This is a genomic window from Bacillus sp. ME78, from assembly GCF_903970865.1.
GTDB classification, from domain to species: Bacteria; Bacillota; Bacilli; order Bacillales; family Bacillaceae_G; genus Bacillus_A; species Bacillus_A cereus.
The window spans coordinates 1-19,197 of sequence record NZ_CAJCKK010000023.1 but is presented as its reverse complement, the minus strand read 5'-3'; the positions used below and the strand labels follow the sequence as shown (position 1 = coordinate 19,197).

The following is a 19,197-nucleotide window of genomic DNA, read 5'->3' as shown; positions in this document are numbered from 1 at the left end:
CAAAGAAGGTATTCAAACCTTTCGCGAAATGGAATTATTTCTGTAAAGAAGTAGACGAGGAAAATGAGTTACCTGATATTTATTCAGACAAAGAAACGAAGATACAAAAACTTGTTGAATTGATACAGTTCGTTGCAATTATGTTTGTAACGTTAATTCCAGTGCTTTACTTATGTTTTCTTGGAGTATCAGAATCAGGATTATATAGAGGTATGGTAGGGTTTTTAGTTTGTATATATTCATATGCGTTTATTAATTTATTTAGAAAGCTTAAAAAATTGAAAAAGGAAATATTTTAACAAAGAGTGATATTCTTAGAGAAGATATATTGGGAAATCATCTTCTCTAATCTTTATATATATTTATTTTGTTCATTCTTTTTTACATAATAAAAGACTACCTTTTTAATTCATAGAATTAACAGTTACAAAGATAATACCAGTAACAATACCTAAAAAAATCATAAATGAAGAAGAAATAATTAATAATAAAGAATTAGCAATAAATATCACTTTATTAGATTTTTGATTTTTAAAATGGTAATAAAGTAAAAGACCACAAATAGTAGAAACAATCCATATTGTTAGACCGTAAGGAGTCGTTATTTTTTCAAAATCGAAGATCCAAAAGTAAAAGATGACTATGTGGCAAGTTACTAGTAGAAATGTTGATGGAAGCATTATCTTTTTATTTAAAAGCATTTGTTATCCCCCCTTATGTAAATATTACCAAAAGGGTGTGGGTTTTAATATATAATAAGGAAGAAATACATCTTTAATTAACTTATTAAATGGAAAAATCCCTTATAGAAAAATCTATTTCTACAAGGGATAATAATGTTTTTATTAGAAAGACTGATTTTGCGCAGGTTTAATAAATTGTTCTGGGTTTTCAACAAGTCCGCATACAGCACATTGGACGCGGTATGTAGGTCCTTGATAGGCCATATGAAAAGCATTCATCGTTTCATTTGTGTATTCTTCTTCTACTTGACCAGTTTGTGGATTTAATTTGACTGGTTTTACTTGTTGTTCAAGAATATTAAAGCGAGTACGGTTCGTTTTACAGCTTGGACATAGCATTGGTTCCATATGTATACACCTCCATTTGTATCATTTCTTAAAATCTTTAATTTTATGCAAGCAAAAAACTTTCTCAATATAAATAGGTGTTTAATGTATTTAAAATTCAGAAAAAATAAAATATAATAAAAGTACGAACTGGTTATGTCCAAACCAAATCTCCTGTTTTATGCCAATAAGCTGGGGGGCCGAGAAATCGGCCTCATTTTTTTTTGCTCATTACTACAAGGAACAAGGTTTTTGTGAGACTTTTGTCGAAATTTTAGGGATAGATATAAAGGGGGATGTAAAATGGATTTGAAAATGAAGTACATCATTTTATATGTAGAAAAGTTTGAGGAATGTTTAAAATTCTATAAAGATATTTTACAGTTACCTATAAAAGTAGAGCACGGTACATATATTGAATTTAATACTGGAACTACCATTTTAGCGATGAATACGCGGCAAGATGTGAAAGAATTAACAGGACTACCGCTTACAGAAGGTGAATTAAAGTCTTCTCATTTCGAATTAGGATTCGTTGTTGAGAATGTACAAGAAACGATTGAGCAATTTAGAGAACAAGGAATCAAGATTTTAGTTGAACCTATTGTAAAACCGTGGGGACAAACAATTGCCTACATTGCTGATCCAGATGGAAATTATATTGAAATTTGCAGTTCATTAGAATAGAGGGAGAAAGAGAGATGGGATTTCCAAAACTAGAAACAGAACGTTTACTCTTAAGAGAACTTACACTATTAGATGCAGAAACGATGTTCCAATATTTTTCGAAAGAATCAGTTATACGTTATTTCGGAATGGATTCTTTTGAAAATATTGAGCAAGCGAAAACAACGATTCAAACGTTTAAAAATCGTTATGAAGAGGGCAGTGTATTTCGCTGGGGAATCGAGAAAAAAGGGACGGGCCAATTAATCGGAACGTGCGGATTTCATTTAATTAATAATAATCATAAACGAGCTGAAATTGGTTATGAATTAGATGATACATATTGGGGACAAGGATATGCATCGGAAGCATTACAAGCGATTTTAGCTTACGGATTTGAAATGCTGCAACTGATAAGAATCGCAGCGGTTGTATATGTAGAAAATAAAGCTTCTCAAAAGTTGTTAATAAAAGCAGGATTTCAAGAAGAAGGATTACTTCGAAAACATATGATTCAAAATGGAGTTGCTCATGATACCATTTTATATTCTTTATTAAAAGAAGAGTGGAAGAAGTAATGAGTACAAACGAACTTATAACGATTATGAAGAATCATAGGGAAAATAGATTCATTTTAGGTATAGATGGTTTAAGTCGTTCAGGAAAAACAACATTCGTAGCAAATTTAAAAGAAAATATGAAACAAGAAGGCATTCCGTTTCATATTTTCCATATTGATGATCATATAGTGGAGCGTAATCGACGCTATTATACAAACCATGAAGAATGGTATGAGTATTATTGTTTACAGTGGGATATTACATACTTGAGGCAGAAGTTTTTTCAGAAGTTACAACATGAGACAAAATTAACTTTGCCTTTTTATCAAGAGGAAACAGACTCATGTGAAATGAAAAAAGTACAGATTCCTATTGTAGGCGTAATTGTTATTGAAGGAGTTTTTCTGCAGCGAAAAGAATGGAGAGATTTCTTTCATTATATGGTCTATTTGGACTGTCCAAGAGAGACAAGGTTTCTACGTGAGAGTGAGGAGACACAGAAAAACCTTTCAAAGTTTGAAAATAGGTATTGGAAAGCAGAAGATTATTACTTAGAAATGGAATCGCCGAGGAATAGGGCGGATTTAGTCATTAAATGATTTGAAGAAAACCTCAGCTTTTTGCTTGAAAAGTTGAGGTTATTCTATGTTATCGTAAATTATTTTGTAAGTATTGGGAAGGAAATTCGTATAACAATTTGAATTATATAGTTATAGATAAATCTATAGATGAAAAGATTTCAATAAAGCGAGTGATAACATGAGTATTTTCATTTTAGAAGATGATGTCATACAAGCGCAGCAAATGAAACAACTAGTTGAGGAGATTTGTGAGAAGTACATATTGCCTTTTGATTTTATCGAAGTAACTAGTAAAAGTGAAAACATAATTAATAACATTTCAAAGGTAACATATGTACCAATTTATTTTTTAGATATAGAGATAAAAAGAGAAGAGCGTAAAGGTTTACAAGTGGCGCAAGAAATACGAAAGTATGATACGCAAGGGATTATTGTGTTTGTAACGACACATTCTGAATTTGCACCTATTTCATATCAATATATGGTATCAGCTTTAACTTTTATTGATAAAGGGTTACCATACGAAGAGCGATATATGGTTTTGGAACAATGTTTACTTCAATATGAAGCACGTAATAAGCAGTTCATTCCATCCGATGATTTTATCGTTGAAAATAGTAATGCGACTGTGCGAGTTCCATTTCAAGAAGTTGAATATGTTATGACCGATGAACCGCATCGTCTAGCATTAGTGACGTTAGATCGAATCGTTTATTTTTACGGGACTTTAAAGGAAATTGAATTAATAGATGAACGTTTATTTCGTTGTCATCAATCATATATCGTGAATACGAAGCAAATGTCTTCTTACGATGTGAAGCAAAAAATGATAGTTTTAAAAAGCGGGAAGCGTATTCCAGTATCACGTCGTTTAGTGAGTAAAGTACGTAATATGTTAAAGGGTGAGATGTAATGTATATTTATGATTTATTTGCAATATTGCTTACTAGTATGAGCCATACATTTTTATACATTCAATTAATCCGGTACAACAGATTGTCAGTTAGAATGTTAATAGCTTTAAGTACGGTATTCATTATTCTACTTGCTATTGTCGTAACAGTAACAAGATACCCAGAGTTGAATAGTACCATTGTGTTATTTCTAATAAGTTTAGGGTTAATGCAAAATGAATTGAAACTTAAGCATAATTTATATTTTGCACTAGTTAGTATGGTGATAATAACGTTAGTGAAAATGTTGCTTTTCGATTTAGGAATGAAAATCTTTATGTTAACGCCATTCAATTTATATTTATGGACAGGTAGCATGATTCATCTTATTGTATCAATCCTTACTTTTATCGGTATTTTAGTAGCTCGTAAAAGAATACGAAAAATTGCTCAATATATAGTAGGTAGTCCGCTATACTATGTAACTTATATATTATTAATTATCGGATTCGTTATTGAACTAATTTTAACTAGGCCATCTACTGAGTTTTTAGCGCAATTAAATCAACAATACAGTGAAGTAAGTTATATTTCAGCGATTATTGTATTTTTATTATTAATAATCATTGTACTAATAAGCTCACACCTATCGAAAGAAAAATTACGAGAAGAGCATGAAAAACGTTTAGATAAGGAATTATTAGATTATGTGGAGAAATTAGAGGATATGCATGATGAGCTTGCTAGTTTCCGTCATGATTATATGAATGTATTACTATCGTTAGAAGAGGGAATACGTACAAAAAATGTGAAGGAAATTGAGCAAGTGTATTATGATGTTATAGCTCCTACATTAAAAACAATAAATGATCATGAACTTGATATTGCAAAATTATCTCGCATACATATTCCTGAAGTGAGAAGTGTATTAAGAGCGAAAGTTGGCACTGCCCAGCAACAAAACCTAAAAGTAATGCTTGATATACCGGAGAAAATTGAAAGTATTTCGATGACGATCATTTCATTTATTCGCATCATCTCGGTTTTAATAGACAATGCAATTGAAGAAGCAGTACATAGCGAGGAAAAGATATTGCAAATCGCATTCTTTGAAATGGATTCAGGGCAGTATTTTATTGTACGTAATAGTTCAAAGAGTGAAGTGATTAATTTGCAAAAAATTTATGAGAAAAACCATTCCAGTAAAGAAGGGGCGAGAGGATACGGGTTATTCTCGTTAAAAAGAATCATGAACAAAACAAATAACGCGACATTAGAAACAACTTATGTAAGTCCTTATTTCACCCAAACATTCATATTAAAAGAGATAAAATGACCATCTATGATGAAAATGAAACCGAATAAGAAATAACTACATACTTCCTTCACTTATTTTTATACACTTCAAGTAAGAGGTGAAGCGAGATGAATGGTCTTATTTTTACAACAATGATTAGCTTTGGTTTACCGCTTGTAGCACTTTTATATGCTTTTTGGAAGAAACGCTATTTTCCATATATGTTAGGTGTATTGGCTTTTGTTGTATCACAAATATTAATTCGCATACCAATACTGAATTATTTAAATGGAACTAGCACAGATTTTCAAATGTTTTCTGCTACGCAGCCTGTACTATTTGTACTTTTGCTTAGTTTATCAGCAGGTATTTTTGAAGAGATAGCTCGTTTTATCGCAATGCGCTATTTTATGAAACAACGAGATTGGCAATCTGGTTTTTTATTTGGAGCAGGGCATGGTGGTATTGAGGCAGTATTGATAGTTGGTATCCCGGTAATATCCTTATTATTGTCACAAACAGTCATCCAAAATGGTGATAGTTATTATTTCGGCGGTATTGAGCGTATCTTTGCGATGGTATTGCATATTGGGCTTTCTTTCATTGTATTGCAAGCTGTAGTCCAAAAGAAATTTCGTTATGTTGTTTTCGCTATACTCATTCATGGAGCTGTAAATACATTAGCAGGTATTATACCACTATATGTACCAGGAACAAATGGGATCATTGCTGTAGAAGTTTCAATCGCAATTTCTGCTGTACTTGTTTTTAGCCATAGTTTCATATTAAAAAGAAGGGGTGTATTAAAATGAGAAGAATGTTACTTATTATTATAAGTGCTATCGCGGCGTTCGCGCTCGCAGCTTGTACCGGTAATAAAGTAGATGAAAGTACGTCAAAAAAATTTATTCCGAAGGCGGAAGAAATTGTATCATTATTAAATGAGGCAAAGTATAAAGAAGTGCATGAAAAATTTGATAGTAAAATGAAAGCTGAATTACCAGAAGAAAAAATGAAAGATCTTACACCTGTAATTGAGAAAGCTGGTACGTTCGAAAAAATTGAAAAACAATCGATTGAAGAAAAAAATGGTTTATATACAGTTATTCTTGTAGCGAAATATAGTAAAGAACAACGGACATTTATTATAACTTATAATGAAAAAGAAGAAATAGCAGGGTTATTTATTAAATAAAAAAACAGATACAGTGGAAGTTTCCACTGTATCTGTTTTTTTATTGTAACCAAATTATGGTTATTCATGCTAATATAAACTCATAGCTATATAGAAGGGGTGGGATTAGTATGAAAACAGAAATAGTTCCTAAAAAGAAGTACAGTATAATAAGCTATATATCTTTACTCATCGGCATTTTGTGTTTTCTATTCGTTTTTATAACGCCAACAAGGATAGCGAATGCAGGTAATATAGTTGGAGATTATATTACAATTGCCCTGACAGGTGTAGGTATCATGCTTTCAATAATCACAATGACGAAAAAAACAGAGAAGAAGGGGATTGCTATCCTTTCATTAATACTGTCCTCATCATTTTTTATATTTTGGATCATAGCAATTATCCTATTGTTTACTGGTCAAATTAGTTTTGCGCCGTAATGTGAAATAAAAAGAGTCCTTTTCGTATGATAACGGGTATAGTTACGGGAGTGAAAATATAAAATAACATACAAATTAGGGATGTAAATCACTTATGATTTAGCATCCCTTTTTTTATTGTTATTTCAGTGTTTAAGCGCTTTTATATAGTTAAATAGCGTTCTAAATAATAAGATAAATGGAAAATTTATGTTAAAATAATTATAGAGATTGTGAAAAAATGTTCTTAAACTAGCGTTCAGATTACTTTAAGAAGGTTTTTTCAAAGGAAATGGTAAATATCATATTTTGAAGGGGTGATTGTAGTGGATTAAGTGATTTTTTTAATCTTGGTTAAATACTTTGAAGATAGGGGTTTATAACTATGAATACAAAACTAATAATAGTAGAAGGGTTACCTGGATTTGGAAAATCAACCACTGCAAAGCTAATAAATGAAATTCTAAGCCAAAATAAAATTGAAGTTGAACTATTTTTAGAGGGAAATTTGAACCACCCAGCCGACTATGATGGTGTATCTTGTTTTAATAAATTTGAGTTCAATAGATTATTATCTAACAGTGGAGATTTTAAAGAAGTGCTCCTTAAGAAAGTACTAAAAAAAGGAAGCAATTATTTATTACCATACAGAAAGATGAAAAATGAGTTTGGTGACCAGTTTTCGGACGAATTATTTAACATTATTTTAAAAAATGATATATACGAATTACCATTCGATAAAAATGTTGAATTAATTGCTGACAAATGGAATGACTTTGCTGAAATCGCTCTAGAAGACAATAAGGTTTATATCTTTGAATGTTGTTTCATACAAAATCCATTAACTATTGGGATGATTAAATATGGTGAACAAAAAGAAAAAATAATAAATTATGTAATGAAAGTTGCAAAAATCATAGAGAATTTAAACCCAATGTTATTGTATGTAGAACAAGATAATCTTGAATTTTCATTTAGGAAGGCGTTAAAAGAAAGAACTCCAGAATGGTCCACAGGAATTATCGACTATTACACTAACCAAGGCTATGGGAAAGAACATCACCATTCAGGTGTAGAAGGAGCGTTAAAAGTTCTTGAAGCTAGAAGGAATTTAGAATTAGAAATATTCGATATGTTAAAAATGAAAAAAGAAACAATCAATAATACAAAATATGAAATTGACTCATATAGGTCAATGTTAAAAGATAAGTTAGCCATACAAATGGTGAAATAGCTTTTTACACTAACTGGTGCTTTAGTTGAAGAAGGAAATAAAAAACGCTCAGAATATTTTCTGAGCGTTTTAGTTTGTTATTTCTAATGTTTATTAGCATTTTTCTCTTCCTAAACTGAACCCATTACTCGTATGAAGGACTCTTTTTATTCGGTATCTTCAGGTTGATATTCTAAAATATCCCCCGGTTGGCATTCTAATGCTTTACATATTGCTTCTAAAGTTGAAAAACGGACTGCTTTTGCTTTTCCATTTTTCAAGATAGAAAGGTTAGCCATTGTAATTCCAACCTTCTCCGAAAGTTCTGTTACACTCATTTTTCTTTTTGCTAACATTACATCAATATTAATAATAATTGCCATATTATTCACCTCAGACCGTTAAATCATTTTCTGATTTTATATCTATAGCATCTTTTAATAGTCTTTGGAGAACGGCAGCAAAGACCGCGATTACCATTGAAGCAAAAATCATAATCATTCCGATAATAATAATGCCAGGGGCATCATCTCTCTCTGCCACGAGATAGAAAAGTGGCATACCTAATACATATAATACACTAATTGCCAATGCGCTGTACTTAATATTTTTTAAAGCTTGAACAGATAACTCTGAGAATGCGTTGTTTTTATCAATATAGTTTAAAAGCTTAAATGTTTGGTACAGTGCGAAGTAATAAGGTATTGCTGTTGCGTATAAATTGATAAATACAAGATATTTAATATATGAAATATCTGGATATAATTCTGCGGCGAAATTTCCTATTTTAGGGACTAAAAAAATGCACATAGCAAGAACGGGGATTCCGATCAGAATCACAACGGTCTTTAAAAAGAGTGTGGATCCTTGTTTCATAAAAAGCACCTCATTTATTTAATATCTTATTAATTTAACATGAAATTTATTGTTTAACAATAAATTTTTGTTTATTATAATCATGTTTTTATTGTTAAATAAATTTCGAATTAAAATGAATATAATCGTTCCTTATTTCTGTAAATGATGTTATGTTAAAAGTGATGATTAAGACTTTTGTATATTAAGAGTTTTTAGAAAATCAATATTTTGCGTAATTAGACGAGGTGTTAATGAAATGAAATCGTACACACAGTTTGAACGAAGAAAACACATATTAGATGAGTTGGAAAAGTATAATCGAGTGATGGTAAATGATTTAGCGAAAGTATTAAATGTTACAACAGAAACGATACGAAGAGATTTAGATATGTTGCACAAAGAAGGGCAGCTTACGAAAATACATGGTGGGGCAATTAAGAAAAAAGATCAATCACTAGAATTTCATTTTGATAAACGTCGATCTGAGAATATTGAAGAAAAACGAAAAATTGCAATGGAAGCAAGTAAACTCGTAGAAGATAATGATATTATCGCAATTGAAATTGGGACAACTACAATGCAAATTTTAGATTACATATACGATAGAAAGAATTTGACGATTTTAACCAACTCAATACCGGCTGTGAATAAAATTATTGAGCTGAAAGAACAGTATGATTCCTTTGATTGCAGGTTAATAGTCATAGGGGGGATATTGAATACAAATTCCTTAGCATTGTCTGGAGAAATGACGTTAAACTATCTTGATCATTTCACTGTTAATAAGTTATTTGCTTCGTGTGATGGCATTTCATTAGAAAAAGAACTAACATGTTCGTATATTGAAGATGCCCAAATATATAAGCAGTTAAAAAACAATGCAAAACAAGTTGTAATGATGGCTGATGAATCAAAGTTTAATTTAACAAAGTTTTATAAAAGCGGGAGTTTTAGTGATATAGATGCATTATATACGAATGCAAAGCTTGATGAAGCGTGGGAAAGTGTGTTAACAAGTAATGGAGTAGAAGTAATAACAGTATAGAAAAACAAAAAGAAGGCTATTTCTTAGTAAGTTGAGAAATAGCCTTCTTTTTTTGTTTATATGTTGTTTTGTTTTGTTAATTTGTTGTTTTTACAATTAGTTAACAAATTAACAACATTGTGTTAATAATGAACTCGTACAATATGAATTAGGGGGTGGCAAGAATGCAAATAAAACTATCAAAAGCTGTGTTCTTTTTAATACCAGTTGGAATACCTCTAATCTTGTTTTGGATTATTCCGAATTTCATTAGTTTAGGTATTAGTTTTACTGATTGGGATTTTATGACGAATGATTTTAACTTTGTTGGTTTAGAAAACTATTTCAATTTATTTACACAAGATTCTTTTATGCAAGCATTGCTCAATACGTTTTATTTCGGAATTGGAACAGTCATTCCGACGATTGCATTAGGCTTAGGGTTCGCATTATTTTTCCGAAAGAAATTCAAAGGTTCTGCATTGTATCAATTAATGATTTTTTCACCATGGGTAACGCCAACAATAGCTGTATCCATTGTGTGGTCACTCTTATATGAACCTCAATTTGGAGTTATTAATAAAGTGCTAAACTTTTTCGGGATACCTGGTTTGGACTGGCTTCAGAGTAGTCAAACAGCGATGTTAGCAGTCATTATAATGACTGTTTGGAAATTAGTTGGGTGGACGATGATCTTCTATATCGGTGCATTAGAAAAAGTTCCGGATAGTTTATATGAAGTAGCTAGTATTGATGGGGCAAATGCATGGCAGAAATTTAGATATGTAACACTACCAATGGTTTCATCAACAACTTTCTTCCTAGTTGTCGTTAATACAATTTCTTCAGTGCAGGCTTACGATCAAATAAAAATTTTAACACAAGGTGGACCTAGTGGTTCGACGCGTACGTTACTGTATTTATTCTTCCAACAAGGGTTTGAACAGTTTGATATGGGATCTGCAACTGCAATCGCATTTATCATACTAATCATTACAATTCTACTATCTGTTATAAACAAAATAATAGGTGATAAGTGGGTGAACTATTAAGGTGAATAATATGAACAAAGGTCCATTAATCGTAAAGCATCTCTTTTTAGCTCTATCAAGTATACTATTTGTTTTTCCGTTCATATGGATGGTACTTGGCTCGTTTAAAACATCTAGTGAAGTATTACAAGGAGGCTTTTGGCCTAAAGAATTTCATTGGGAAAATTATCGACAAGTATTAGACATACTACCATTTAACACATATTTATTTAATAGTTTTTATACATCTTTCCTCATTACAATATATGTGCTTGTTTCATCTGCACTATTTGCTTATATGTTGGCATTTTACAAGTTTAAAGGTAAAAGTATTACATTTAGTGTTGTAATGGCAACGTATATGATTCCTGGAGCTGTTTCGTATGTTCCTGTATATGTATTGCTAGGGAAATTTGGTCTGATTGATTCTCATTTTGGATACATGATTTCTATGGCTGTTAGCGTATTCGGTATTTTCTATTTAAAACAATCGTTCCACAAAATTGGTTTTGAAATAGTCGAAGCAGCCAAAATTGATGGAGCAAGTGATTTGCGTATTCTTTGGAAGATTATTTTCCCAATGACACGATCATCATTTGTAACACTAGGATTGGTCACGTTTATTGGTAATTATAATAATTACGTCTGGCCAGCTCTTATTTTGAAAGATAATACGCAAAAGTTAATTACGAATGGAATTGCTGATTATTTCATTAATAGTTCCTTAGGAAGAGATTGGTCACATATTATGGTTGCAAGTACAATCGCAACAGTGCCACTCTTAATCGTATTTTTAATTCTACAAAAATGGTTTTTATCTGGTGTTACTGATTCAGGAATAAAGGGGTAATTAAATAGTAAAGGGGATCTGTGGGATGAAAAAACTATTCATGCTTCTAACAGTTATAACATTGTTTGTAAGCGCACTTGCGGGATGTTCAGGCGGAAAAGGAAGTACGGTTAAAGCGAGTAAAGAAGGAGAGAAGGTTGTTGTTCCATTCATTAATGGAGTAGGAGGTTCTCTTGCAGAGCATGTAGATAAGATTGTAGAAGAATATAATAAAAGCCAGGACAAATATGTAGTGAAAACGACAAAAGCTGGTAGCTATGATGAGTCTTATCAAAAATTACAAAGTGGATTTGCAGCAAATAATCAAGAAGCAATTGCATTACTAGGCTCAGATGTCGTTCAAGAATATGTTAAAAAACAGTTAATCGTACCTATAGATGAATATGTTAAAGATGATACTAATTTCAAAAAAGAAGATTATGGGAAAGGGTTTATGGAGCAAGCAACAATTAACGATAAGTTGTATGGAATTCCGTTTTACGGTACAACACAAATTTTTTATTACAATAAAAAGGCTTTAGCGGAGAATGGTTTTACAAAAGATGATTTAAAGACGTGGGAAGGTGTAGAAAAAGTAGCAAAAACAGTCGCAAAACGTGGTGAAAATGGGAATGTATCATATGCGGGCTGGATGCCAATGTGGGGAACTTCCAATTTAATTGATGCGGTTCGCAGTACTGGCGGAAATGTATTAAGTGAAGATGGTACAAAAGTATTAATTAACGATGACACTTGGGTTACGGTATGGGAGAAATTCCGTACATGGCTTCATGAAGATAAAATTATGAAAATACATTCTGGTGGTACTGGATGGGAATATTGGGATAAAACAGTAATTGATTTAGTTGAAGGTAGAACGCTAGGATTTACAGGATCATCTGGTGACCAAGGATTTGTTTTTAAATCATTAGGAAAAGGAATGACAGAAGAAGAACGTCTTAACACATTTGAAGCATTACCTCAGCCTGCTTGGGGTAATAATAAACCAGCGCCAAAACTAGAAACATATTTATTCACATTAACGAGAAATATTGATCCAGAAGTAGCAAAAGGCGCATATGACTTTATGAAGTTTGCGACAAGTACGGAGAAAACGGCTGAATGGTCCATGGCTACAGGATATATCCCTGTTCGTAACAATGTAACAGATTACGGCCCATATGCTGAATTTGTCCAAAAACAACCACAAGCATTAGTTCCATTAGAGCAAGCTAACAATTATGGAGTGGGACCATTTGTTGATCCAACGGGCGGGAAAATCAATGATGCCTTAAATGTAGCGAAAGATAAAGTAGAGATTGAAGGAATTCCAGCGAAAAAAGCATTAGATGAAGCAGCTAAAGTTGCACAAGAAGAGTTAGATAAAGTTTTGAAAAAGAAGAAGTAATATTACATGAGGTGCTTTTGAACGCAGGAAGTGCCTCTAAATGACCTTCATTAAAACGGAAAAAGGTGTGAGAACGATGATCGAAATAACAAGTACGATAACACTTTCTCCATTCGTAATAAATAAACATTGTTTCCAAATGGATGAAACTGATATTAAAAATTTCACATTAACGATTAATCAAGGGGATAGCCGGAAAATCCCGCTTTTATTAATCGTAAGAGATCCTAGCGGTTATGTACGTATGCAATATCAAACGCCAGTTGCAAATGAAAAACTAGTTGTTTCGAAAGATGTAAAGTTTTGTTCCGCAGGGTGTAGTGGAGGAGAAATACAGTCAGGTAATTGGGAATTGGAAATCATATATATCCCTCATTGTGCAAAGAAAGTAGTGAAATTTACTGGGGCAAAAGTTGAATACACAGTAAATATAGTAGTGAACAATCAGTTGGAACGAAAGTATAATAGAGAGCACTTTTGTAAGGAAAATGTTTTTATCGATGATGACCGTTTTAATAAGGTAATAAATGAAGAACATCGCTGGTATAAAGGAGAATTTCATGAGCACACAGATTTAACTGATGGCGAGATAGATGATGAACTTGGAATGAAAGTATGCGAAAAACAAGAATTAGATTTTTTATATGCAACGGAGCACAATATCGTAATGCCATCGTATGAAAAAGGAAGCACATTAATTATACCATCTATGGAACTTACAACTCCGTACGGTCATTACAATATATTCGGGATAAAGGAATACGTTGACTTTACAAAGTATGTAGATGAATCATTTAGCGCTGAAAAAATGAACGTATTTTTCTCATTGATAAAGGAAAAAGGCTATTTATTGAGCGTGAATCACCCATTTATGAAGCCTTGGGCGAACCAAGTGAATATCGATTTAGAACATGTTCATACGATGGAAATTATGTGTGACCCAACTTATAAAAAAAGTAAATCATCCACTTTAGAAGCTTTACGTTGTTTCGATCAAATGTGGGCAAATGGTCTTAAAATTTGGGGGATAGGAGGAAGTGATTCGCATTTACATCCGTCTAAAACATTCCCAGGATCAAAAGACCCATCCATTTACGGTGATCCAGGAACATATGTATTATGTAATGGTTTATCTATGAAAAACTTAAAATCTGCAATCAAAAAGGGACGAATTTATTTCTCACGTTTTAGAAAACTAGTGATAGATATTCAAAATGAAGGGGAAGCGATATATGTCGGTGATGAGGCTAAGGGAAATATTATTTACAGCATTGCTACTGACAAACCGTGTGATTGGAGACTAATAATAAATGGGCAAATGATAGAACAAAAATCTGGAAGCGACGTAACCTTTGCATTCTCTTTAAATGAAGGGGCGTACGCTAGAATTGAAGGATGGGAAGAGGATGAATTAGTAGCGTTTATTAATCCTATTCATAATAAAGTACAGTATAAAAATGTAAAAACATGGGATGAAGTTATAGGGGGAATGAAAGGTGAATAAAGCAATTATTTTTGATAAAGATGGAACATTAATACAGTTAGATTCCGTTTGGTACAAAATTGTACATCGTGTGTTAGATGATATATTTCAAACGTATCCAAATGAAACAAGTAAACGAGATGATTACTTATCAATTATAGGTATGAATGATAATGATTTTGAGAGTACGAGTTTACTAGCTTGTCGCACAAATTACTTTATTGCGGCTGCATGGTATTCGTTGTTAGAGAATCAACATGTGGATAAAAAGAATTTCATTCATGACGTATGTCTTTTATTCAAAAAGTACTCCACTGCAGATGATCTTATATTTACAGAAGTGGAAGGCGCAAAGGAAACGTTACGATATTTAAAAGAAAATGAATATATTATTGGCGTTGTTACGGCAGACGATGTTGATGCTGCGATTCATTCTCTAAAAATGACCGGGTTATATGATTATGTAGATTTTTTAGGTGCAGATGATGGTGTGAATAGAACAAAACCTGAAAGTGATTTTTATCATATGTTTAAAGAACAATTCTCATTAGCTGAGGAAGATGTACTTATGGTAGGTGATACATTAACAGACGTTACATTTGCGAGAAATAGTAATATTAAAGTAGTGGGCGTCTTATCCGGTGCGAGTAAGAAGGAAGATTTAGAAGGAAAAGCTGATTATATTTTAGACAGTATGAAGGATATTTTGAAGGTTTTATAAAACAACTGTACACCGAATTTTCTCAATAAGAGTACTTATAAAAATAGCTCAATTTCTAGGAGGATATTATGGCTCAACTATCATTCAAAAACATTTACAAAAAATATGATCATGATGTGACAATTGTAAAAGATTTCAACTTAGAAGTAAATGATGGCGAATTTATCGTTTTGGTTGGTCCTTCAGGTTGTGGGAAATCTACAACATTACGTATGATTGCAGGACTTGAAGAGATTTCAGAGGGCGATTTTTATATTGATGGAAAGCGTGTAAATGATGTTACATCGAAAGATAGAGACATTGCAATGGTATTTCAAAACTACGCGCTTTATCCACATATGAGTGTTTATGAAAACATGGCATTTGGGTTAAAACTACGAAAGTATAGTAAAGAAGAAATTGACCAGCGTGTGCAACATGCAGCGAAAATTCTTGGGCTTGATCAGTATTTAAGTAGAAAGCCAAAAGCACTTTCAGGTGGACAACGCCAACGTGTCGCTTTAGGCAGGGCGATTGTTCGAAATGCGAAGGTATTTTTAATGGACGAGCCTTTATCAAACTTAGATGCGAAGTTGCGTGTTCAAATGCGTGCTGAGATTACAAAATTACACAAGCAACTGCAAACAACAACTGTGTATGTTACGCATGATCAAATAGAAGCTATGACGATGGCAACCCGCCTTGTTGTGTTAAAAGATGGGATTGTACAACAAGTCGGTACACCGAAAGAAGTGTATGAAAATCCTGAGAATGTATTTGTTGGAGGATTCATTGGCTCTCCTGGAATGAATTTTTTTAAAGGATTATTAACAGATAACGCGCTTATGGTTAATAAGTGGGAAATTGAAGTGCCAGAAGAGAAAATGAAGGGCTTGCGAAATAAGGGCTATACGAATAAAGAAATCATAATAGGGATACGTCCAGAAGACTTTTATTATGGAAAAGCAATCGAGGCGTTATCATATAACGCAAAAGTAACGGTATGTATTGATGTAGCAGAATTAATGGGGGCGGAAACATATCTATATTCTAGCCTAAATGGACAATCCTTTATTGCACGTGTGGATACTTCTTTAGACGTGAAAAGTCAATCAAATATAGATTTAGTTTTGAACATGGACAAAGTTCATTATTTCGACTTAGAAACTGAGAAACGAATTGTTTTATAGAAAATAATTATGGGATTATATTTTTTAAGTTTCTCCAATTACTACAATTAAATAAAAATAAAAAAAACGATTATCCTTTCAAGTACAGGATAATCGTTTTTTTTATTTTTTAGGAAACAAGTTGTTGTTAGCTTCGTGATAATAGGGGATTACTATTATAAACTTACATAAATACAGCGGGAGATTACCGTCTTGTATACATACAAAGATGAAATAGTCTATGGAGGGACAGCTATGTCGAATTGTAGTAAAAAGATAATAGGACTCATGATAACCTTAAGTATGTTAGGGACAGGAATAATAATGAAAGATAGTGAGATAAAAGCTGAGACGAAAAAAGTAGAACGCCAGCCTAAAAATATAATTATGATGGTTATGGACGGAACGAGTTCAACGGCGACAACATTGGCTCGCTGGTATAAAGGGGCACCGCTTACGTTAGATCAAATTGTAACAGGAGGTGTTCGTACGTTTTCGGCGGAATCAGCTATTACAGACTCAGCGCCAGCAGCAACAGCATTAGCAACTGGAAATAAATCGAATTCAGGATATGTAGGCGTACTACCTTCTATTGTAAATTCACCTAACTTAAAGCCAATAAAAGAAGAGGACAAGTTACGGCCGGTCGCAAACGTATTGGAAGGTGCAAAACGTACTGGCCGTGCAACTGGAATTGTTGCTACATCTGAAATTCAGCATGCTACTCCGGCGGGATTCTCGGCTCACCATGTCAATCGCAAGCAATTTGATGTAATTGCGAAGCAGCAAGTATATCAAAATATAGATGTCGTATTAGGCGGGGGAAAAGCGGCGCTGCTACCTATGAAAAGTAATGGAATCCGAAAAGATGGTGAAAATTTAGTAAAGGTGATTCAAGACAAAGGATACGATTTTGTTGAAACGAAAGATGCGTTATTGAACTCCAAATCTAATAAAATTTGGGGCTCTTTCTCAAATCATGCTCTTGCGTTTGATATAGATCGTATAGCAACAAATCCAGAACAACCAACACTTTCTCAAATGACAGAAAAAGCAATTCAAACATTATCAAAAGACAAAGATGGTTTCTTTTTATTCGTAGAAGGTAGTAAGCCTGATTGGGCAGCTCATGCTAATGATCCAATTGGGATGATTAGTGATGTATTGGCATTTGATGAAGCGGTAGCAAAGGCGTTACAATTTGCAAAGAAAGATGGGGATACGATGCTCATAGCTTTAACTGATCATGGTAACAGCGGTATCTCTATAGGGAATAGAAATACGACAAAAGGATACAATACTACACCGGTTTCTGCATACATTGATTCATTGAAAAAGGCGAAAATGACACTTGAAGGAACTATAAATAAACTGAAATCTGATTTATCAAATGTAGAAGATGTAGCTAAACTATACGGTTTGGATAATCTAACTCATGATGAAAAAGAAAAATTAAAAGCGGCAAAAAAGAAAATGGATGTAGGACGAATTCTTACTACATTATTGGCTAATCGTGCAAATATCGGCTTTACGACAGGAGGACATACAGGTGAGGATGTATTTTTACATTCTTATGGACCTCAAAAACCAGAAGGCTTAATCCAAAATACAGACATTGCGAAGACGATGGCGAAAGCGATGGGCTTTAACTTAGAAGAAGTAACGAATAAAATATTTTTAGAGAGTGAACAAGCCTTTAAGAAAATCGGTGCAACTGTAACAGCCGACAAAACCGAAGGAGCAAACCCGTTACTCGTAGTAAAACATAATAAAGTAGAAGCACAATTATTTGGTAACAAAAATATAATTCGTATCAATGGTAAAGGGTATGAATTAGGAAGTATTATTGTAGAGAGTAATGGAAAGTGCTATGTACCAGAAGAAGCAATTCAACTATTTGTAAAGCATTCTCGTTAAAAAATTGCCAACCAGTTAAGCTAACTGGTGGCAATTTTTGGTGTTTATTCTAAATATAAGGGTTCGGATTGTTTTGGAAAGTTTTCCAGATGAGACTTGTATAAATGTGAAAGGGGAATTATATTTTTTCTTACATTAAAAAATTTCGTTTTGTAGAATAGAGAATTTATACATATAGTAAAGTCTAATGTATTATCAATTAATATTTACGAAAAATATATTAATACTTTAGAATTTCTTTAATTTTCGTTATTTTTTATTTAATATTATTCGTTATATTTATAATGTGTTTATTTCAATTTATCGTATTGAAGCGCAGTTTTATATAATTATAAAGCAATCAACAAAATAAAATCTCCACTAGAGTAAATTTATTATTTTTTTTTGCGTCTTATTTATCCCGCTATTTGCCGGACAGTAAGACCCCCACCTCAAAATTAAGCGAAAGCAAAGAAGTTAGGTGGGGGTCGGGCTGCCTGTAAAAGCCCGATTGGTGAGGGCTGATTAAAGTTTCACTTTATTTACGAAAATTATTATGCAGCTAAGAAAATTGTAATTTATTGAATTAGAGATATATTAGAATTTAGTTGAAGAAAGAGAGAGGGAATAAAATGAATATAGTGCACTTACGTCCTAAACAGCGGTCTAAGTATCGTATTATGCTAGGGAAGTGGTATTACTCTACAAAGAGGTACATTCAGTGGTTAGTAGACGGAAAAACATATGCAAAAAGGCTCCAACAAGAAAAGCTACCTTGTACAGCAATTCAGCACCGAACGATATTACTTCGTAAGCTCAAAGATGTAGATATGTGGTATCAACAGAATAAGGTTGTTAATTTGAAAATTGCTGTTAAAAAACTAAATGGTATCGTCATTAGACCAGGAGAAACATTTTCTTAC

General features: G+C 32.7%; 21 protein-coding genes and 2 pseudogenes. 19 read left to right on the top strand and 4 right to left on the bottom strand.

All coding sequences use genetic code 11. From position 1 onward, the window contains the following. Positions 1-20 precede the first annotated feature (20 nt). Positions 21-299: pseudogene (locus H6481_RS21060) on the top strand (DUF2812 domain-containing protein); the annotation flags it as partial. A 105-nt stretch (positions 300-404) separates the two neighbouring features. Here the strand turns inward: H6481_RS21060 and H6481_RS21055 are convergent. Continuing rightward, on the bottom strand, positions 405-701 hold the full coding sequence (locus H6481_RS21055; protein ID WP_182813114.1) for a hypothetical protein: 297 nt from the start codon (positions 699-701) through the stop codon (positions 405-407). A 144-nt stretch (positions 702-845) separates the two neighbouring features. Then, a complete protein-coding gene (locus tag H6481_RS21050) occupies positions 846-1,091 on the bottom strand; it encodes a hypothetical protein (RefSeq protein WP_000433609.1) in 246 nt (81 codons plus the stop codon). 282 nt (positions 1,092-1,373) lie between these two features. Here H6481_RS21050 and H6481_RS21045 point away from each other — a divergent pair, with 282 nt between their 5' ends. The 9 genes from H6481_RS21045 (at position 1,374) to H6481_RS21005 (ending at position 7,897) form a co-directional block, all read left to right on the top strand. Then, positions 1,374-1,757 (top strand): VOC family protein, encoded by a 384-nt coding sequence (locus H6481_RS21045; protein WP_182813112.1) that lies wholly within the window; start codon positions 1,374-1,376, stop codon positions 1,755-1,757. Positions 1,758-1,771: 14 nt separating this feature from the next. After that, positions 1,772-2,314, top strand: a complete 543-nt coding sequence (locus tag H6481_RS21040; protein WP_000506652.1) for a GNAT family protein — start codon at positions 1,772-1,774, stop codon at positions 2,312-2,314. Beyond that, positions 2,314-2,895: a kinase gene (locus H6481_RS21035; protein WP_071732026.1), complete on the top strand. Its 582-nt coding sequence runs from the start codon at positions 2,314-2,316 to the stop codon at positions 2,893-2,895. Before H6481_RS21040 ends, H6481_RS21035 begins: the two co-directional genes overlap by 1 nt. Before the next feature lie 160 nt (positions 2,896-3,055). Then, a complete protein-coding gene (locus H6481_RS21030; RefSeq protein ID WP_071732027.1) occupies positions 3,056-3,790 on the top strand; it encodes a response regulator transcription factor in 735 nt (244 codons plus the stop codon). Then, entirely contained in the window at positions 3,790-5,106 is a 1,317-nt protein-coding gene (locus H6481_RS21025) for a GHKL domain-containing protein (RefSeq protein WP_182813110.1), read from the top strand. The genes H6481_RS21030 and H6481_RS21025 overlap by 1 nt, the downstream gene beginning before the upstream one ends. An 89-nt stretch (positions 5,107-5,195) precedes the next feature. Beyond that, entirely contained in the window at positions 5,196-5,879 is a 684-nt protein-coding gene (locus H6481_RS21020; protein ID WP_089171321.1) for a YhfC family glutamic-type intramembrane protease, read from the top strand. Beyond that, on the top strand, positions 5,876-6,262 hold the full coding sequence (locus H6481_RS21015; RefSeq protein WP_029442652.1) for a DUF3887 domain-containing protein: 387 nt from the start codon (positions 5,876-5,878) through the stop codon (positions 6,260-6,262). The genes H6481_RS21020 and H6481_RS21015 overlap by 4 nt, the downstream gene beginning before the upstream one ends. A 110-nt stretch (positions 6,263-6,372) precedes the next feature. Continuing rightward, entirely contained in the window at positions 6,373-6,684 is a 312-nt protein-coding gene (locus H6481_RS21010; RefSeq protein WP_000845548.1) for a hypothetical protein, read from the top strand. Positions 6,685-7,048: 364 nt separating this feature from the next. Continuing rightward, positions 7,049-7,897 carry a hypothetical protein gene (locus H6481_RS21005; RefSeq protein WP_182813108.1) on the top strand — a complete coding sequence of 283 codons (849 nt, stop codon included), beginning with the start codon at positions 7,049-7,051 and terminating at the stop codon, positions 7,895-7,897. A 146-nt stretch (positions 7,898-8,043) separates the two neighbouring features. Here the strand turns inward: H6481_RS21005 and H6481_RS21000 are convergent, their stop codons facing one another. Next, complete coding sequence (locus tag H6481_RS21000) at positions 8,044-8,259, bottom strand: helix-turn-helix transcriptional regulator (RefSeq protein WP_000974619.1); 216 nt, start codon at positions 8,257-8,259, stop codon at positions 8,044-8,046. A gap of 10 nt (positions 8,260-8,269) precedes the next feature. After that, a complete protein-coding gene (locus tag H6481_RS20995) occupies positions 8,270-8,752 on the bottom strand; it encodes a DUF2975 domain-containing protein (protein ID WP_000809125.1) in 483 nt (160 codons plus the stop codon). Positions 8,753-8,990: 238 nt separating this feature from the next. On the opposite strand from H6481_RS20995, the gene H6481_RS20990 reads away from it, so the two are divergent. The 9 genes and pseudogenes from H6481_RS20990 to H6481_RS20950 all read left to right on the top strand — a co-directional run. Beyond that, positions 8,991-9,779 carry a DeoR/GlpR family DNA-binding transcription regulator gene (locus H6481_RS20990; RefSeq protein ID WP_000844587.1) on the top strand — a complete coding sequence of 263 codons (789 nt, stop codon included), beginning with the start codon at positions 8,991-8,993 and terminating at the stop codon, positions 9,777-9,779. 164 nt (positions 9,780-9,943) lie between these two features. Next, on the top strand, positions 9,944-10,810 hold the full coding sequence (locus H6481_RS20985; protein ID WP_182813106.1) for a sugar ABC transporter permease: 867 nt from the start codon (positions 9,944-9,946) through the stop codon (positions 10,808-10,810). A 10-nt stretch (positions 10,811-10,820) separates the two neighbouring features. Next, positions 10,821-11,639, top strand: a complete 819-nt coding sequence (locus H6481_RS20980; RefSeq protein ID WP_182813104.1) for a carbohydrate ABC transporter permease — start codon at positions 10,821-10,823, stop codon at positions 11,637-11,639. Positions 11,640-11,664: 25 nt separating this feature from the next. After that, on the top strand, positions 11,665-13,026 hold the full coding sequence (locus H6481_RS20975) for an extracellular solute-binding protein (protein ID WP_182813102.1): 1,362 nt from the start codon (positions 11,665-11,667) through the stop codon (positions 13,024-13,026). Between the two features lie 76 nt (positions 13,027-13,102). Next, on the top strand, positions 13,103-14,530 hold the full coding sequence (locus tag H6481_RS20970; RefSeq protein ID WP_182813151.1) for a CehA/McbA family metallohydrolase: 1,428 nt from the start codon (positions 13,103-13,105) through the stop codon (positions 14,528-14,530). Continuing rightward, complete coding sequence (locus H6481_RS20965) at positions 14,523-15,230, top strand: HAD family hydrolase (protein WP_182813100.1); 708 nt, start codon at positions 14,523-14,525, stop codon at positions 15,228-15,230. The genes H6481_RS20970 and H6481_RS20965 overlap by 8 nt, the downstream gene beginning before the upstream one ends. Before the next feature lie 68 nt (positions 15,231-15,298). After that, positions 15,299-16,399, top strand: a complete 1,101-nt coding sequence (gene ugpC, locus H6481_RS20960) for a sn-glycerol-3-phosphate ABC transporter ATP-binding protein UgpC (RefSeq protein WP_182813098.1) — start codon at positions 15,299-15,301, stop codon at positions 16,397-16,399. A gap of 267 nt (positions 16,400-16,666) precedes the next feature. Further along, the gene (locus H6481_RS20955) at positions 16,667-18,295 is read left to right on the top strand and encodes an alkaline phosphatase (RefSeq protein ID WP_259347388.1); all 1,629 of its coding nucleotides are present in this window, start codon (positions 16,667-16,669) and stop codon (positions 18,293-18,295) included. Between the two features lie 611 nt (positions 18,296-18,906). Then, positions 18,907-19,197 (top strand): annotated as a pseudogene (locus H6481_RS20950) (VanW family protein); the annotation flags it as partial.

What these genes read in the sequence shown, in the direction of transcription:
- H6481_RS20955 (WP_259347388.1), top strand. Translation starts at nt 16,667, where the DNA reads ATGATAACCTTAAGTATGTTAGGGACAGGAATAATAATGAAAGATAGT.
- H6481_RS20995 (WP_000809125.1), bottom strand. Translation starts at nt 8,752, where the DNA reads ATGAAACAAGGATCCACACTCTTTTTAAAGACCGTTGTGATTCTGATC.
- H6481_RS20975 (WP_182813102.1), top strand. Translation starts at nt 11,665, where the DNA reads ATGAAAAAACTATTCATGCTTCTAACAGTTATAACATTGTTTGTAAGC.
- H6481_RS20970 (WP_182813151.1), top strand. Translation starts at nt 13,103, where the DNA reads ATGATCGAAATAACAAGTACGATAACACTTTCTCCATTCGTAATAAAT.
- H6481_RS21020 (WP_089171321.1), top strand. Translation starts at nt 5,196, where the DNA reads ATGAATGGTCTTATTTTTACAACAATGATTAGCTTTGGTTTACCGCTT.
- H6481_RS21030 (WP_071732027.1), top strand. Translation starts at nt 3,056, where the DNA reads ATGAGTATTTTCATTTTAGAAGATGATGTCATACAAGCGCAGCAAATG.
- ugpC (WP_182813098.1), top strand. Translation starts at nt 15,299, where the DNA reads ATGGCTCAACTATCATTCAAAAACATTTACAAAAAATATGATCATGAT.
- H6481_RS21055 (WP_182813114.1), bottom strand. Translation starts at nt 701, where the DNA reads ATGCTTTTAAATAAAAAGATAATGCTTCCATCAACATTTCTACTAGTA.
- H6481_RS20990 (WP_000844587.1), top strand. Translation starts at nt 8,991, where the DNA reads ATGAAATCGTACACACAGTTTGAACGAAGAAAACACATATTAGATGAG.
- H6481_RS21015 (WP_029442652.1), top strand. Translation starts at nt 5,876, where the DNA reads ATGAGAAGAATGTTACTTATTATTATAAGTGCTATCGCGGCGTTCGCG.
- H6481_RS21010 (WP_000845548.1), top strand. Translation starts at nt 6,373, where the DNA reads ATGAAAACAGAAATAGTTCCTAAAAAGAAGTACAGTATAATAAGCTAT.
- H6481_RS21040 (WP_000506652.1), top strand. Translation starts at nt 1,772, where the DNA reads ATGGGATTTCCAAAACTAGAAACAGAACGTTTACTCTTAAGAGAACTT.
- H6481_RS21000 (WP_000974619.1), bottom strand. Translation starts at nt 8,259, where the DNA reads ATGGCAATTATTATTAATATTGATGTAATGTTAGCAAAAAGAAAAATG.
- H6481_RS21050 (WP_000433609.1), bottom strand. Translation starts at nt 1,091, where the DNA reads ATGGAACCAATGCTATGTCCAAGCTGTAAAACGAACCGTACTCGCTTT.
- H6481_RS21045 (WP_182813112.1), top strand. Translation starts at nt 1,374, where the DNA reads ATGGATTTGAAAATGAAGTACATCATTTTATATGTAGAAAAGTTTGAG.
- H6481_RS21025 (WP_182813110.1), top strand. Translation starts at nt 3,790, where the DNA reads ATGTATATTTATGATTTATTTGCAATATTGCTTACTAGTATGAGCCAT.
- H6481_RS21005 (WP_182813108.1), top strand. Translation starts at nt 7,049, where the DNA reads ATGAATACAAAACTAATAATAGTAGAAGGGTTACCTGGATTTGGAAAA.
- H6481_RS20985 (WP_182813106.1), top strand. Translation starts at nt 9,944, where the DNA reads ATGCAAATAAAACTATCAAAAGCTGTGTTCTTTTTAATACCAGTTGGA.
- H6481_RS21035 (WP_071732026.1), top strand. Translation starts at nt 2,314, where the DNA reads ATGAGTACAAACGAACTTATAACGATTATGAAGAATCATAGGGAAAAT.
- H6481_RS20980 (WP_182813104.1), top strand. Translation starts at nt 10,821, where the DNA reads ATGAACAAAGGTCCATTAATCGTAAAGCATCTCTTTTTAGCTCTATCA.